The sequence below is a fragment of the Bacteroidota bacterium genome, assembly GCA_016713765.1.
Taxonomy (GTDB): Bacteria; Bacteroidota; Bacteroidia; order AKYH767-A; family 2013-40CM-41-45; genus Pollutiaquabacter; species Pollutiaquabacter aromativorans.
Window position 1 is genome coordinate 982,485 of record JADJON010000003.1, and the last position, 15,515, is coordinate 997,999.

General features: G+C 53.3%; 13 protein-coding genes and 1 tRNA gene. 10 read left to right on the top strand and 4 right to left on the bottom strand.

Annotation, left to right across the window (positions count from 1 at the left end; all coding sequences use genetic code 11):
* Positions 1-39 precede the first annotated feature (39 nt).
* Positions 40-894 (bottom strand): hypothetical protein, encoded by an 855-nt coding sequence (locus IPJ96_15040; GenBank protein MBK7911632.1) that lies wholly within the window; start codon positions 892-894, stop codon positions 40-42.
* A 569-nt stretch (positions 895-1,463) separates the two neighbouring features.
* Between IPJ96_15040 and IPJ96_15045 the strand changes: the two genes are divergently transcribed.
* Complete coding sequence (locus IPJ96_15045) at positions 1,464-2,426, top strand: serine hydrolase (GenBank protein ID MBK7911633.1); 963 nt, start codon at positions 1,464-1,466, stop codon at positions 2,424-2,426.
* Between the two features lie 119 nt (positions 2,427-2,545).
* Positions 2,546-4,393, top strand: coding sequence for a gliding motility-associated C-terminal domain-containing protein (locus IPJ96_15050; GenBank protein MBK7911634.1), 1,848 nt, complete (start codon positions 2,546-2,548; stop codon positions 4,391-4,393).
* 4 nt (positions 4,394-4,397) lie between these two features.
* Here the strand turns inward: IPJ96_15050 and IPJ96_15055 are convergent, their stop codons facing one another.
* Positions 4,398-5,663 (bottom strand): DEAD/DEAH box helicase, encoded by a 1,266-nt coding sequence (locus tag IPJ96_15055; GenBank protein MBK7911635.1) that lies wholly within the window; start codon positions 5,661-5,663, stop codon positions 4,398-4,400.
* A 451-nt stretch (positions 5,664-6,114) separates the two neighbouring features.
* Here IPJ96_15055 and IPJ96_15060 point away from each other — a divergent pair, with 451 nt between their 5' ends.
* The 6 genes from IPJ96_15060 (at position 6,115) to IPJ96_15085 (ending at position 12,893) form a co-directional block, all read left to right on the top strand.
* Positions 6,115-6,687 (top strand): RNA polymerase sigma-70 factor, encoded by a 573-nt coding sequence (locus IPJ96_15060; GenBank protein MBK7911636.1) that lies wholly within the window; start codon positions 6,115-6,117, stop codon positions 6,685-6,687.
* A 4-nt stretch (positions 6,688-6,691) separates the two neighbouring features.
* On the top strand, positions 6,692-7,549 hold the full coding sequence (locus IPJ96_15065; protein MBK7911637.1) for a FecR domain-containing protein: 858 nt from the start codon (positions 6,692-6,694) through the stop codon (positions 7,547-7,549).
* Complete coding sequence (locus tag IPJ96_15070; protein ID MBK7911638.1) at positions 7,497-7,691, top strand: DUF4974 domain-containing protein; 195 nt, start codon at positions 7,497-7,499, stop codon at positions 7,689-7,691. Before IPJ96_15065 ends, IPJ96_15070 begins: the two co-directional genes overlap by 53 nt.
* On the top strand, positions 7,678-9,585 hold the full coding sequence (locus tag IPJ96_15075) for a hypothetical protein (protein ID MBK7911639.1): 1,908 nt from the start codon (positions 7,678-7,680) through the stop codon (positions 9,583-9,585). The genes IPJ96_15070 and IPJ96_15075 overlap by 14 nt, the downstream gene beginning before the upstream one ends.
* Positions 9,586-9,653: 68 nt before the next feature.
* On the top strand, positions 9,654-10,373 hold the full coding sequence (locus IPJ96_15080; GenBank protein ID MBK7911640.1) for a DUF2807 domain-containing protein: 720 nt from the start codon (positions 9,654-9,656) through the stop codon (positions 10,371-10,373).
* Between the two features lie 162 nt (positions 10,374-10,535).
* On the top strand, positions 10,536-12,893 hold the full coding sequence (locus IPJ96_15085) for a TonB-dependent receptor (GenBank protein ID MBK7911641.1): 2,358 nt from the start codon (positions 10,536-10,538) through the stop codon (positions 12,891-12,893).
* A gap of 73 nt (positions 12,894-12,966) precedes the next feature.
* On the opposite strand, the gene IPJ96_15090 is transcribed toward IPJ96_15085, so the two are convergent.
* Positions 12,967-13,596, bottom strand: a complete 630-nt coding sequence (locus tag IPJ96_15090; GenBank protein MBK7911642.1) for a 50S ribosomal protein L25/general stress protein Ctc — start codon at positions 13,594-13,596, stop codon at positions 12,967-12,969.
* A gap of 105 nt (positions 13,597-13,701) precedes the next feature.
* Complete coding sequence (locus IPJ96_15095) at positions 13,702-14,634, bottom strand: ribose-phosphate pyrophosphokinase (protein MBK7911643.1); 933 nt, start codon at positions 14,632-14,634, stop codon at positions 13,702-13,704.
* A gap of 178 nt (positions 14,635-14,812) precedes the next feature.
* Between IPJ96_15095 and IPJ96_15100 the strand changes: the two genes are divergently transcribed.
* Complete coding sequence (locus IPJ96_15100) at positions 14,813-15,280, top strand: CopD family protein (protein MBK7911644.1); 468 nt, start codon at positions 14,813-14,815, stop codon at positions 15,278-15,280.
* A 51-nt stretch (positions 15,281-15,331) separates the two neighbouring features.
* Positions 15,332-15,415 (top strand) — tRNA-Leu (locus IPJ96_15105).
* The last annotated feature ends 100 nt before the right edge of the window (positions 15,416-15,515 follow it).

Sequence of the window (15,515 nt, forward strand, 5' to 3'; positions counted from 1 at the left end):
ACTGCCGGTTATTTCAGGATGATAAGCTGAAAATACTCCTTAATTGGTCATGCGGTTGCGGACCTTATCGACCGTGACCAGCAGGTTCGTGAGACGATCCTTGGTCAACTCATCCGCCGATTTGACCGCGTTAAACGCCGCCTGCAATTCCTGGAGGTCTTTCAGTAGTTTGCCGCTGTCCGGATCCTTTTCAAACTCCTTGAACAGGTTGACCAGATTGTCCAGGTACATCCGCTGATTGAAGATCTTTTCAAAGATCGCAGCGTTTCCGGGAGTGCGCTCCTGTTCCTTCATGAGCGCGATGCTCAGGTGTTGAACTTCGATGATCGCGCCGGCAAGCACGTGGGCAGCCGTCATGTACCGGCCGTTGTTGCGCAGATAATTATCGGTCTCCGCATAGGCTTTATCGATCATCCGAACCAGGGAATCCTGGTTGTCGGAGTTCTTCTGAAAGCTCTCGGTATACCGGTCGAAGGTTTCCTGAACATTCATCTTTTCGGCCAGGGCTTTTGTCGTAGAATAATAGGAAAGCAAGTCCTGGTTCTGACCATAAAAGGCGGCATAAGCCATGTCGATGCCGTAGATGCCGTAGTTCACCGATTTTTTATAGGCGCTGGTGTATTTCTCCTCATGGTCGGTCGAATTGAGCAAATCGCTGTTGAATGGCACCTCATTCTTGTAGATATCGTTGATCAACTCCATGGGAGAAGGCAAATTCGCCAGGGTGAAGAAGAATTTGAAATCAACGAGTTCCTTCTGCTCCTTGGACATCGTATCCTCAATGGTCGGCAAGGTGTCCTGCGAACTGGCAGAATCGGTCGAAGTCTGCTTACAGGCGGTGGCGGCACTCAGTAGGACCGAGGCTACAAGCAAGACTCGTTTGTGGAGTTTCATACGAGAGACGGGTTTCCTGCAAAAATAGGAATAGAGGGCGGAAATGAAAGTAAAATGTTAATCCCATTCTGCGCCGAATCAGCTCAGACTCGGGGCGGTAGGCGATTCCGGGTGAGCACCGGCGCCGGGAACTTACAGGATTCCGGCGCCGGCAGATGCGTTACGGCGCATCTCCTGGATGGTTAGTGGCTGGAGGTCATTGTTCTTGGTCCAAATCACGGTGTAAACGCCGGGTGAATGAACCCTGCCTGAACAACTGGCAGGTTTCCCGGATATCCGGCGGAAGGCTGAGCAGTTGCTTCACACAACCTGATAAAAACATGACAATCATCCGGGAGTTTTTTCGCCAATTTGTACAGAAGCAACGGGCCAGATTCACCGACCAATAACTTCCGTATACCGCTCATTCAATTTCATTCGCCCGAATTTCATTTTGACATTAAAATGTCAGGGTAGATTAGGCGTTCTTCCACCATTGCTTCACTGATCGGTTTACATCCCCGGCTACTCAAGTCCTCACTGCCCTACCTATGCAATTGCTATTGAAACCCAGAGTCCCTCTACTTTGGGTGTTTCTCCTGCTGCTGGTGGCATCAGGGGCTTCCTATTATGTAGCCAATCGGGGTAAGACAACCGTTAAGAGTGAAGTCGTTCCGGTACCTGCCGGTAACGATGTCAAAATGAACCGGAATACCGCATTTCGGTTCATCCGTCCGCTGCTTTTTACGGATTATAGCCTGGAGGATGAGAAACTGATGCCGCTGAAAGGCGATATCATCCGCTATATCGAAGGCCAGAAGAGTTCCGGGAATATCCAATCCGCTTCCGTTTACCTGCGCAGGTTGAATTCGGCCTCCTGGATGACCATTAATCCGAAAGAGGAATATCCGGTCGCCAGCCTTTTTAAAGTACCCGTCATGATTGCCATCCTGATGACGGCTGATCAGGACCCGAGTTTCCTGAATAGGAAGATCTTTTACCCGGAGTTCCCGGCAGGCGTATTTCAGCACAATGTCGCTCCACTGCCAACGAATAAACACTATACGATCCGGCAACTTCTGGAAAGCATGGTGGCTCGTTCCGACAACGAAGCCTATGACCTGCTCTGGAAAGCGATGGATCAGCGCAACTTCAACAAGATGCTGTTCGACTTCCAACTCAAGTCGTTTCAGATCCAGGATACTACCGATTACAGCCTGAGTGTGGTAGACTACTCCCGATTCCTGCGTGTACTTTACAATGGCGGTTATCTAAGTCATGAACGAAGTGAGATCGCGCTCGACATCCTCTCCAAATGCGATTATAAGGAAGGACTGATCCGTGATCTTCCGGCTGATCTGATCTCCTCCCGAAAATTCGGTTATCGTGTCAAGCCTGATCTTGCTGCTCTCAGCGAGTTCGGAGTTTTTTACCTCAAAGGTGAGCCGTATCTCCTTGGAGTCATGACCAAGGGTCTTAATTACAACCATCTTACCGAGACCCTGGCGCATATTTCGAAGCTGGTATATAACTCCCAGTTACCCAACAGCTGAGTCGGCACAGGATTTCAACAGCTGTTTCCTGCACTCCATCCTGATTCTCCTACATTTCCACAAGGAGATCGTGGCAACCTGCCCAATTGCCAGTAACTTGGCGTGTACGCTGTAAGGCCATGCCCCGGATCCTGTTACTTACCCTTTTGCTGGCTCTGAATTCGATCACGCTACTTCGAGCCCAATCCTACTTTCTCAAAACTTACGGAACGACTCAATCCGAATACGGCACCTCCCTGCTGGCCATGCCCGATTCCGGATATATCCTGCTGGGGACCTGCTTCCTGACTCCCAGCCGGATCGCGTTGGAAGTGGTGCGAACCGACCGAAGAGGAGATACGCTCTGGACCAGCACCCTCCTGGTCGATACGACCAACGTGCCCGTAAAACTCCTGCCTACGGAAGACGATGGAGCTTTCGTGCTGGCCAACTGTTGGTCCGACAACTGGAACGATGCGTACATGGCGCTGTTGCGGATGAATTCGGACGGAACGGTTCGCTGGTGCAGAAAGATCGATGCCAGCGCAAACGACCTGGCGAATGATATGGTGCGCAGCGGAAATGAACTGGTCCTCCTTTCCACCACCGACTACAACCTGGGTACTTACCCCGGTATGCTGCTGACCGGCCTGGATACCGCCGGTAATCTGCTCTGGTCACAACATCATCTGGGTAACCTTATGACACTGCCAGGGGGTATCGCCGTTCAGGATGACGGCTCACTGGCCGTCGTTGCCAGCCAAAACGGTTTCGGTACCGGAACCCCCAGTTTTTACAATGGCCTCTTGCTCCTGCTTCATCCGGATGGAACACTTCGTTCCAGCCTCAGCTTCGGAACCTATTACGACGAAGACTGGCTGCGCGTCGCTGCCGCTCCGGGTGGCGGTTGGGTCGTCAGCGGCAAAGCCTATTTCATCAACCACGAATGGGATGGCATGCTCTTTCATTTCGATGCAGACGGAGGATTGCTGAACAGTCGGGCCTACGATGCCGGCACCAACAACGGCGAGATCTTCCGCAATCTACTGATTGAGCCGAATGGCAACCTGGTTGTCATCGGCGACAAAGGCACGTTCGACGAACGCAACATCTTTCTCACGCGCATCGATCCGCAATTGCAGCCGTTCATCACGAATGAATATCCGTTCTCGGTAAACTTTACCAACTATCCGTTCGATGTCAAAGTCACGACCGATGACGGATATGCCATCACCGGCGATATGCGACCGCCTTCCTGGTACCGGGATATCTTTCTGCTCAAAATTGACCGGAACGGACGGGCGCCTTGTCAGACCGTAGGATTCGATTTTACGACCCGATCCGAAACGGTGGAAGTTACCGCTGCCGCAACGACTCCCGGCAATGCAGTACCGGTACTAACCGCCGTTGCAACCCTCCGCATCCGGCCACTGCTGCGTCAACAAGTAGTCTGTGAATCGCATCAGCCGTTAGCGGTCTTTTCGGAATCGCCGGACGATAGCTGTAGTCTGTGTTTCGACTTTACGGACAATAGCATCAACCAGCCGACGAGTTGGAGTTGGGAATTCCCCGGAGCGACGCCTTCCACCTCCGATCAACAGGCTCCGACAGGCATTTGCTATCCGGAAGCCGGCGAATATACCGTCCGCCTGACGATCGCCAATGCCACCGGAACTTCCGTAGCCGAACGATCGATCAGCATCGATGCGTGCGATGTCTGGTTCATTCCGAATGTCATCACACCGGGAACGGATGGCAAGAACGACCGTTTTGTTATCAAAGGGTTGAAAGAACCTTACGAGTTGAAGATCTTCAACCGTTGGGGAAACGAAGTCTTCCGCTCACAGGAACTGGCATCCACCTGGGCAGGTGAAGGCCGACAGGATGGAAACGTCAGTGCCGGTGTCTACTTCTACGAACTGAAGGTGGTGTCCGGGAAAAATGCCGGACAGTATCACGGTACGATCGAAGTACTGCCCGAAGACTGACGACTTAACCGTGCGCTTTACGAGGCGCAGGCTTCCGGTGCCTGGATTTATTCGCGCTCTTTTTCGGTGCAGCACTCTTCGAAACCGGCCGGGACGTATGTCGGTGATGACCGCCGGCTGAATCGGTTACTGGTGGAGGTGCAGGCAAGTCGGGCGTAGGCAAGATTGGAATGGTGCGCTTCAAGAGTTTCTGGATGTCGCGCAGGTACTCGATCTCATCCGGACAACAGAAACTGATGGCGACGCCGTTAGCACCCGCGCGACCGGTGCGACCAATACGGTGCACATAGGTCTCCGCAACTTCCGGTATCTCGAAATTGATCACGTGTGAAAGCTTGTCGACGTCGATGCCGCGTGCTGCGATATCGGTTGCGACGAGTACGCGCACCTTACGGTCTTTGAATCCTTGCAATGCCTTTTGGCGTGCCGTCTGGGATTTATCACCGTGGATGGATTCCGCACGTATGCCGGATTTGGTCAAATCCTTTGCAACTCGGTCGGCGCCACGTTTGGTGCGGGTAAACACCAACACATGATCGATGCCCTGGTCTTCGATCACCTTCTTGAGCAGGAAGCGCTTTTGCAACTTTTCTACCAGGTAAAGGGATTGTCGGACCGTTTCCGCCGGAGTTGAAACCGGTGTGACATTCACTTGCACAGGTTTCTTGAGAATGCTGTCGGCCAGCGAACGGATCTCCTGCGGAACCGTCGCCGAGAAGAAGACCGTATGTTTCTGCTCGGGAAGTTTCGGCAAGATCTTGCGGATGTCGTGAATGAAACCCATGTCCAGCATACGGTCCGCTTCATCCAATACAAAGTACTGGACCTTGTCGAGGCGAACCAGCCCTTGCTGCATGAGGTCCAGCAAACGACCGGGTGTGGCGACCAGGATGTCGACGCCTTTTCTCAGTGCCTGTTCTTGCGGAACCTGCGAAACGCCGCCAAAGATCACCGCATGACGCAGTCCGAGGTGCTTGCCATACGCTTCAAAGCTTTCACTGATCTGCAAAGCCAGTTCACGCGTTGGCGCGAGCACCAGCGCATGTACGTGGGGATTCTTTGCCGGATGATTCTTGGCGTGCAGCAGTTGGAGGATCGGCAAGGCGAAAGCTGCCGTTTTACCGGTTCCGGTTTGCGCGCAACCAAAGACATCATGTCCCTTTAAAATGTGCGGAATGGATTGTTCCTGAATCGGGGTTGGGGATTCATACCCTTTTTTGTGCAATGCCTCCAGGATGGGAGGGATTAAATGCAATTGCTCGAATTTCATCGAATTTGGAAGGATTTGGATAAAAATTGCCGCTGCCGGCAGGGCCGGTAAGGATGGCTGGCAGGAAATTCAAAGGAAGAAGAGGCCCTAAGCCCGGTGAATTCCAAAGCCGCTGATCTCAGCGTTTTGCAAAGATACGAAATATCAGGGACTTGGTTCCAGGAGACGAGGAACGCGAGGACAGTCGGCAGTAGGCGGTGGGCAGTAGGCGGTGGGCAGTAGGCGGTGGGCGGTGGGCAGTTGGCGGTGGGCAGTAGGCGGTGGGCGATGAGCGGTGGTTCAAATTATAGTTTCCAGTACCGTTTACTGTTCACTGTTTACTGTTCACTATTCGCTATTCGCTATTCGCTATTCGCCATAAAAAAAACACACACCAATAGGGGTCACCGCCTCTTCGGGTGTCTTTCCTTCAAACAGGGCTTTCGTACTTTCGTGACCGACACAGATAAACGTGGCCGTTAACGAACAGGATATTCGAAATGCTCTGGTGCAGGGCGACCAGCGGGTCTTCGGGGAATTTTTCCGCGACCACTATGCCCGCCTCTGCACCTTCGCGCACTCGTTCGTCAAAGACCCGGATGAAGCCGAAGAAGTCGTTCAACAGGTCTTTATCCAACTCTGGGAAAAACGGCTTCACGTGGATATCCAACTCTCTGTCCAGGCGTACCTCTTCCGCGCTGTCCGCAATTCTTGCCTGAACAAAATCCGGCACGAACAAGTGCGGCGTGCGTATGCCGATGAGCAGCAGGCACTCGCCGCGGAGTCTCCTTCCGCATCCGGTCTGGCCTTCAAAAATGAGTTGCAGGAACAGATCTTCAAAGCCATTGAAAAATTGCCGGAACAATGTCGGTTGATCTTCCGCTTGTCCCGTTTCGAAGAACTCAAATACGCGGAAATCGCCGAACAGCTCGGCATCTCCGTCAAGACCGTCGAAAACCAGATGGGAAAGGCGCTTCGCATCCTGCGCAATGAATTGCAGGAATACCTTGTGCTCGCCATCGTCTTCCTCCACCTGCTCGACTGACTCCATGGATCCCCGGTTTGAACATATCGACGACGTAATCGCCCGCTTCCTGGCCGGAGAGGCTGGAGCGGACGATCTGCGCCTGCTCGAAGCGTGGAAGGCTTCGGATCCGGCTCACGCCAGGGAGTTCGCCCAGCTCGAACGCATTTTCTCCGAAAGCGCTTCGTTGCGAGAAGTGTTGCCGGTCAATACCGATAAAGCCTGGGGAGAAGTACACGCCAAACTAGGCGGCGGTAAGGTGATCACCCTCCGTCCTAACTTCTTCGCCTCTCCCGCACTGCGTATCGCAGCCATGGTGTTGCTTGTGCTCGGACTTGGCTTGCTGATCCGCTTCCTCGTCGCGCCGGTAGCCGGACCTGAGACCATCCTGGCGGCTGCGGACTCTTCCATCACCCGTGCATTACCCGACGGGTCCACCATTTCCCTCAACCGGGGCAGTACGCTTACTTATGCTTCCGCTTCCTATGCCAAACAACGCCGCGTCAAACTGAAAGGCGAAGCATTCTTCGACGTACGCCACGATGCGGAGCATCCATTCATCGTCGAAGCAGGCGGGCTTGAAATCCGCGACGTTGGTACGGCCTTCAACATCCAGGCCCGTGAAGACAATCGGTTGGTCGTGATCACCGTGACCGAAGGCGAGGTCAGCGTCAGCATTCCGAAGCATGGCGATGAAGCCCTGTGGCCTGGCCAGGAACTGGTCTACGATACCGAAGCGGGCAGCGTTGAACGCCGGGAGAATAACGACCCGAACATCGCCGCCTACAAAGGACAAAATCTTCATCTTCGAAGACGCCTCCCTCGGCGTGGTGATCCATACGCTCCAGGATGTTTATTCCGTACGGATGTACCTGGAAAATGAACGACTCGGTGACTGCCGCATCACGGCAACTTTCAATGACGAACCGATCGAAGAAATCACTCAGATCATCGCTGAAACGCTTGGCCTGGAAGCCAGTCGCACCGACAGCGGGTATGTTTTCAACGGCAATGCGTGCTACTAACCTCCTCCTCCTTTTTCTGTTGACTTTCTTTTGTGCAGGCGTTTCGCGTGCACAGCAGATACCCTTACTGGAACGCAAGATCAGCATTCGGGCAGTCAATCGCCCCGTTGATGAATTCCTGCAGGAAACCGGCGTCGTCGCGGGCTGCACCTTCAGTTACGCCGTAACGGTGACCCGCGGCATGCAACCGGTGACCCTGGATCACCGCGACCGTCCACTGCGGGAATTGCTCGACCGAATATTTTCCGGAAAGGTCAACTACAAGGAGCGCGGAACACATGTCATACTCCTACGGGTGCAGCCGATTGATCAGGAACCGGAGCCTACCCTCTTCTCCGTCGCCGGTTACGTGACGGACGCGTCAACGGGAGAACGCATTGCATCTGTGACGGTGTACGACAAGTACAGCCGCGCATCCGCCGTTACGAACGAATACGGCTATTATTCACTCGACATAAAGAATAAGGAACGCTTACGGGAAGTCACCTTGTACATCAACAAGGAGCAATATGACGATACGATCGTTTACATCCGGCAAACCGGCCGCAGCGTGGTGAACCTGACGCTTTTTCCATTGCACGTTCAACCCGTCAGCATCGACTCTACGGCGATCCACGACAGCTTGTTCGCCGTCAATCAACTCGCGCTGGTCAAATTGATCCCGAGTGAAGACGAACAGACCAATACGCGCAACGTCCGCGATACGCTTTACCGGAAATTCCAGGTTTCGTTCATCCCCTATATCGGCTCCAACCTGAAACTGAGCGGGAATACGGTCAATGACTATTCCTTTAATATTCTAGGCGGCTACGCCATGGGGACACGCAAGCTGGAAGTGGCGGGACTTTTCAATATCGATCGCGACTCCGTAAGCAGCGCTCAGTTGGCCGGACTGTTCAACATGACCGGTGGTCCTGTCAAGGGCGTACAAGGTGCCGGCTTGTTCAATCTGAACCTTAAACCGGTGCGGGGCGCGCAGTTCGCAGGATTGGTCAACGTGAATTATGACAGCATCAGCGGTGCGCAGGCGGCAGGATTGATCAATGTCAATTTCAAACCATCGAGCAGCGTCATGATGGCGGGGCTCACCAACGTCTCGCTGAAGAGTACGGCAGGTCCACAGTTCGCTGGCTTGAACAATGTCGCCTTGGAAGAAGTCAGCGGCGGACAATTTTCCGGCTTGCTCAACACCGCGTTGAAACGCGTCGGCGGCGCGCAGGTAGCCGGCTTGTTGAATGTCGGCTTGCAGGAAGTGAACGGAGTACAGGTCGCCGGCTTGATGAACGTGAACGGAACCGATGTGCGCGGCGCCCAGGTCGCCGGTCTGCTCAATGTAGGACGACGCGTTCATGGAACGCAAGTTGGTTTCCTCAACGTCAGCGACACCTGCGAAGGGGTTCCGGTTGGCTTCCTCAGTTTTGTACGCACAGGATACCACCAATTCGAACTCTCCGCTGACGAAACGTATCCGCTCAATGCCTCACTGCGCACCGGCATGCGACAATTCTACAACATCCTCAGCGCCGGAATGAAACTCGACAGTACGCAACATCATACCTGGGTCTTCGGTTACGGACTCGGCAGTGCGATCAACCTCGGAAAGCGCTGGCAAGTGAACCTTGATCTGACCATGCATCAACCGATGCAGGAGAATCATCTCCATCAATTCAACCCCTTAACGAAATTTAACCTAACGGCTGAAAAGCGTCTTTCAAAATACTTTTCGCTCGCAGCGGGGCCCAGCCTGAACGTTTTTTACGCCCACCTCGACGACCCCGATTATGCGCAGGTTTTCAGCCAATTGCCGCCTGCGTCCCTGCTCGACCGACAGACGATCGGGAACTACGATCGCAGCATCTGGCTGGGAGGGAAAATAGCGCTGCGCTTCTTCTGATTTTTTTTCGCGAGGGATAGGGGTAAGACCCCTTGGACTTGTCTTCTGTATATAAACAGAACAAGCCCATGAAACCTACCCGCCTTTTCATCAGCATTTTGCTCCTAGTGTCCATTGCAACGCTCAGCTCTTGCCGTAAAGACTGGAACGGCGTTCGTGGTGATGGTCCCATCCTGACGGAAGACCGCATCGTCTCTTCCTTTCACGGTGTCGAATATCACCTGGAAGGTGATGTAAACATCCGCCGTGATTCCATCTTCTCCGTAACCGTTAGCAGCTATGGCAACTACCTGCCGCTGATCCGTACGGAAGTGATCGGCGGGAAACTGATCATCAACTCGTCAAAAAGTCTCCGCGACAACGAGATCACTGTCGATATCTCAATGCCCTCGCTCGATCACCTCTCGCTTTCCGGCTCGGGCGACATCCGTACGATCGACCGTTTTTCCGACGCGTCCCTGTATGTCAATCTTAGCGGATCGGGAAAGGTGAGTTACTTCGGAGACGTAGACGACCTGCGTGCCAACATTTCCGGCAGTGGCATGATGGACCTCGACGGTACTGCCAACGACGCGACCATGACCATGAGCGGTTCAGGAAAGATCGCCGCGTTCGGCATGATCACCAACAACAACTCCGCTACCATTTCGGGCTCCGGCAACATTGAAACGTTTGTCAGCAATCACCTCGACGCCACCATCTCCGGATCCGGCACGATCCGCTACCGCGGCAACCCTTCGGTTACGACGCACATCTCGGGTTCTGGTTCGGTGGTGAGAGTGCCTTGAGGGAGTGAACAGTAAACAGTAAACAGTGAACAGTGAACAGTGAACAGTGAATAGTGAATAGTGAATAGCGAATAGTAAATAGTAAATAGTGGATACCAAAACGAATACTAGTTACTAGTTACAAGTTACTAATAACCAATTACCAATCCCCCCCCTCCAATCATGAAAAACAAACTTCTTCTGACGATTCTTTTAACCTTCTTACACTATTTCTCCTTTGGTCAGGTCTTGACGCAGACGGTGCGTGGTACGGTCGTGGACATGATCTCGCAAGCTCCGCTTCCCGGTGCGACGGTGGTGGTGTTGGGTGTTGAGCCGATCATCGGTACTGCCGCTGATATCGACGGCAATTTTCGTTTAAACAAAGTGCCGGTTGGAACGCGTTCGTTGAAGATCAGCTTCCTTGGTTATAAGGAACGTGTCCTGCCGAACATTACGGTCACTTCAGGGAAAGAAGTGGTTCTGCAGGTGACGCTCGAAGAAAACGTGGTGCAGGGAAAAGAAGTCACCATCGTCGCTCAGGTGGAAAAAGACAAACCGCTGAACGAATTCAGCACTGTCAGTGCCAGAACATTCTCCGTCGAAGAGACCCAAAAATACGCGGCCGCGGTGAATGACCCCGCCCGAATGTCGTTGGCCTATGCCGGTGTGGTGGCAACGGACGACGGCAACAACAACATCGCGATCCGCGGCAATTCCCCGAACGGATTGTTATGGCGTATGGAGGGTGTGGAGATTCCGAATCCAAACCACTTCAGCAATGTCGGAACTTCAGGAGGAGGAATCTCCATCTTGAGCGCGCAGACGCTTACCAACTCCGATTTCATGACCGGCGCATTCCCTGCAGAATACGGCAACGCGAATTCGGGTGTTTTCGATTTGAAGCTTCGCAAAGGGAACAACCAGAAGACCGAACGCACCATCCAGGCCGGATTTCTCGGAACCGACCTGGCGATCGAAGGGCCTTTCAAGAAAGGGTATAATGGCTCCTATCTCATCAACTACCGCTACTCCACCCTTTCCATGCTCGGAGCCCTGGGTGTTCCGGTTGGCGACGCGATCACCAACTTTCAGGATATCTCTTATAATGTCTTCCTCCCTACTGAAAAAGCCGGGAACTTTTCCCTCTTTGGATTCGGCGGTTTGAGCAACCAGAATTTTGACGCCAAGAAAGACTCGTCTGCCTGGAAGAACAACTACGACCGCTACAGTTGGAACTTTCGCAGTAATACCGGCGCGGCGGGACTTACCCACTTCTTACAATTGGATTCCAAAACTTATCTGCGAAGCGTTTTCCTGGTCGCGGGAACTGGAAAAGGCTATGAAGAAGAACGGCTCGATGACGAATACGCAGCCGTCAGCCAGGGCGAGCTCGTGTATGACCAGCACCGCGTCACGCTCAGCACATCGTTGACGCGGAAGATCAACGCGCAACACAGTTACAAGACGGGCATTATCGCGAATGAATTGTTTTACGATTTCCTGAACACCGACCGAAAGGACGAGGAAGACAGGATCGTCACCGTCATCGACCAGAAAGGTCAGGCAACATTATTACAGGGTTATGGTCAGTGGAATTACAAGCCGAGTGAACGCGTAACCATCAACGCCGGCTTGCATGCACTGACGCTGACCACCAACAAGACCTACTCGATCGAACCACGGGCATCGGTAAAAGTGGATATCCGCCCTGGCCAGGCGATCAGCTTCGGTTACGGTTTGCACGGACAAGTCCAGCCGCTGGGTGTTTACTACTCACGGCAATACACCTCTGACGGAACCTATACAGAACCGAACAAGGATCTTGGCTTCACGAAATCACATCACTTCGTCTTGGGTTACGATCGCTCCCTGAACGAATTCACCCGGGTAAAGGCGGAAGTATATGCCCAATTCCTCTACAATGTTCCGGTCGGCACGGAAGCGAACAGTACGTACTCCATGTTGAACAGCGAGGGCGGGTTCACGGACAAGGAACTGCGTAATAGCGGACTGGGTCGCAACTACGGGTTCGAGCTCACCGTCGAGCGGTTCCTGCACAAGGACTTTTACTTCCTGCTGAGCTCCTCGGTATACGACTCCAAGTACAAAGCACAGGACGGTCGTTGGTACGATACGCGCTTCAATGGGAATTTCGCCGGAAGCTTCACTGCAGGTAAGGAGTTCCGCACAGGAGAAAAATTCAAGAAACGCATCGTGGGCGTCAACCTGAAAGCGATCTACACCGGCGGGCTGCGGAACACTCCCATTGATGTACCGGCTTCCGTTGCAGCCGGAGAGACGAAGTATCAGGAGGACCGTCCGTTTATATTACAAGCACCGAATTATTTCCGCACCGATGTAAAATTCAGCCTGAAGCGGAACCGGGAAAAGAGCAGCGTCACCTGGAGCCTGGATCTGCAGAACGCGACCAACCGGAAGAACGTGTTTGGTGATTACTTCGATCCGAAGACCGGTACGACCAAGACCGCTTACCAAATGACGATGATCCCGGTACTGTCCTACAAAGTGGATTTCTGACCGGATCAGGCAGCAATAAAAAAAGAACGGCCCTTCCTGGAGAAGGGCCGTTCGCATTTCCAATCGTAGGAAATTACTTCTTGGCAGGCGCGGGTGCGGCGGCAGCAGGAGCGGCGGCGGCGGCGGCGGGTGCAGCGGCTGCAGGAGCAGCGGCTGCGGTATTCCGGGTCGTCTTCACGCCGGTCACAACGCTCGAAGCCGTATCGAGGAAAGTGACGCCCTCGAGCTTCAGGTCGCGAACGCGGATATCGTCGCCGATATCGAGGTTATCGACCTTCACTTCGATGGAATCCGGCAGGTGCTTCGGCAGGGCCGAAACTTTCAGGCGGCGCAGTTTGGTGATCAGGGCACCACCGGCGCGAACGCCGATTGCATTACCCGATACCTTCACCGGCACTTCCATGACCACCGGCTTGTCGTCGCGCAGCTCCATGAAGTCGATGTGCTGCAGCGCGTCCGTCACCGGATTGAATTGCAGTTCTTTCATGACAGCCTTGTAGGTCTTGCCAGCAATGTTTAGTTCTACCGTATACACGCTCGGGGTGTACACCAGGTTCTTGAAGTCAAGGACCGGTGCGCTGAAGTGGACCTGTTCGGAGCCACCATACAACACACACGGAACTTTACCCTCTGCTCGCAGTTTTTTCAGCTCCTGCTTAGACTGAGCTGCTCTCAAGTCTCCGTTAAGTGTGAATGATTTCATTTTGATGTTGGAATTAGTAATTGGTTACTAGTAATTAGAAACTAGTTATTGAATATTAATTATTGAGACTACTGTTTACTGTTCACTATTTACTGTTCACTCCCCTCACACCAGGAACAACTGGCTGATACTCTCATACACATACACCCGTCGGATGATGCGCGCGAAGAGTTCGGAGGAAGGGAGTACTTTGATCTTATCACATTGTTCGCGCAGCGGGATCGTGTCGGTGACAACGAGTTCGGTTAAACGCGATTTGTTGAGGCGTTCGTAGGCGCTTCCGGAAAGTACCGGGTGGGTACAGAAAGCACGAACGCTGTTCGCTCCTTTATCGAAGAGCATATCCGCGGCCTTGGTGAGGGTTCCGGCAGTATCGCAGATATCATCCACGAGAATGACATCGCGACCTTCCACTTCTCCGATTACCGTCATTTCCGCGATCTCGTTGGCCTTCTTGCGGTGCTTGTCGCAGATGACCATGTCGGCGTTGAAGTACTTCGCGTAACCCCGTACCCGGTTCACACCGCCCATGTCGGGAGCTGCGAAACAGAGGTTGGGCAGATTAAGCGATTCGATATAAGGGACGAACAACGAGGAAGGTTCGAGATGGTCGACGGGGATGTCGAAGAATCCCTGGATCTGCGGAGCGTGCAGGTCCATGGTCATGATTCGCGTAACGCCGGCAGCGGTCAACATGTTGGCCACCAACTTGGATGCGATGGAGACCCGCGGCTTGTCTTTCCGGTCGGAGCGTGCGAAACCGAAGTAGGGAATCACCGCGGTGATGTAGTGGGCTGAAGCGCGCCGGGCGGCGTCGATCAGCATGAGGAGCTCCATCAGGTTATCGGATGGCGCGAAGGTGGATTGGATGATGAATACATCACAACCGCGCACCGACTCATCAAAAGCAGGAGAGAATTCGCCGTCGGAAAAACGGGCTACATTGACTTGCCCGAGGGGCAGGCCGTAGGCGCCGGCGATCTGTTCGCCCAGGTACCGCGTGGCGGTACCGCTGAACAGTTTGACATTACGCTCCATGATGCTCGTGGGAACCCTTTTTTCGGGGATGCAAAGGAAGGCAAAAAAGGGCTAAAAAACAAGGCCGAAACGGCATAAAAGCCCTGAAAATTAAGGGATTTTGCCAATTTAGGCCTGCCTGCGCTGCTGAAATCCGGGGGGAACCCGAACCGTTCCTACCGCTTACCTTCGCATCAACATGATGGCGTATCAACTGAGCGTACTGGTCCACCTACTCGCCGGAGCCTGCTGGATCGGGGGTATGCTCTTCCTTCCCCTCGTCCTTTTGCCCGCCTTAAAAGGTCACCCGGAGCGAAGGCGACTCCTGCTCTCCACCGGTTTGAAATTCCGGACGGTCGGTTTAGCGGCGCTGGGAATATTGTTCATCTCGGGCCTGACCAATATGCATTTCCGTGGAATACCCTTTTCCCTGGATTTCTTCCGACAAACTAACTACGGAAATTTGGTCCTCTGGAAAACCGTCTTGTTCCTGCTGCTCATTGGATTAAACCTGGTTCACGACCTCGCTTATGGCCGAAAAGCAGTAAGAGAATCAGCTGTGGAAAATCCACGACTGGTCCGATTGGCAAGGTGGTCGGGACGACTAACCTTGTTAATTTCCCTCCTGATGGCATGGCTGGGCGTGATCATTTCACGTGGCGGCTGAGGATGTAGATTTTTCCAACGATTAAACCGGATTACTTATCTTCGCGTCCCTGCCCGGGTGGCGGAATTGGTAGACGCGCTGGTCTCAAACACCAGTGAGCTAACACTCATGTCGGTTCGATCCCGACCCCGGGTACGCAAAGAGGAGTGACGATTACGTTCACTTCTCTTTTTAATTAGACAGGGGTTGTAAGTAGCTACTTACAACCCCTGTGCTTTTCTTAATACTGGTTGTT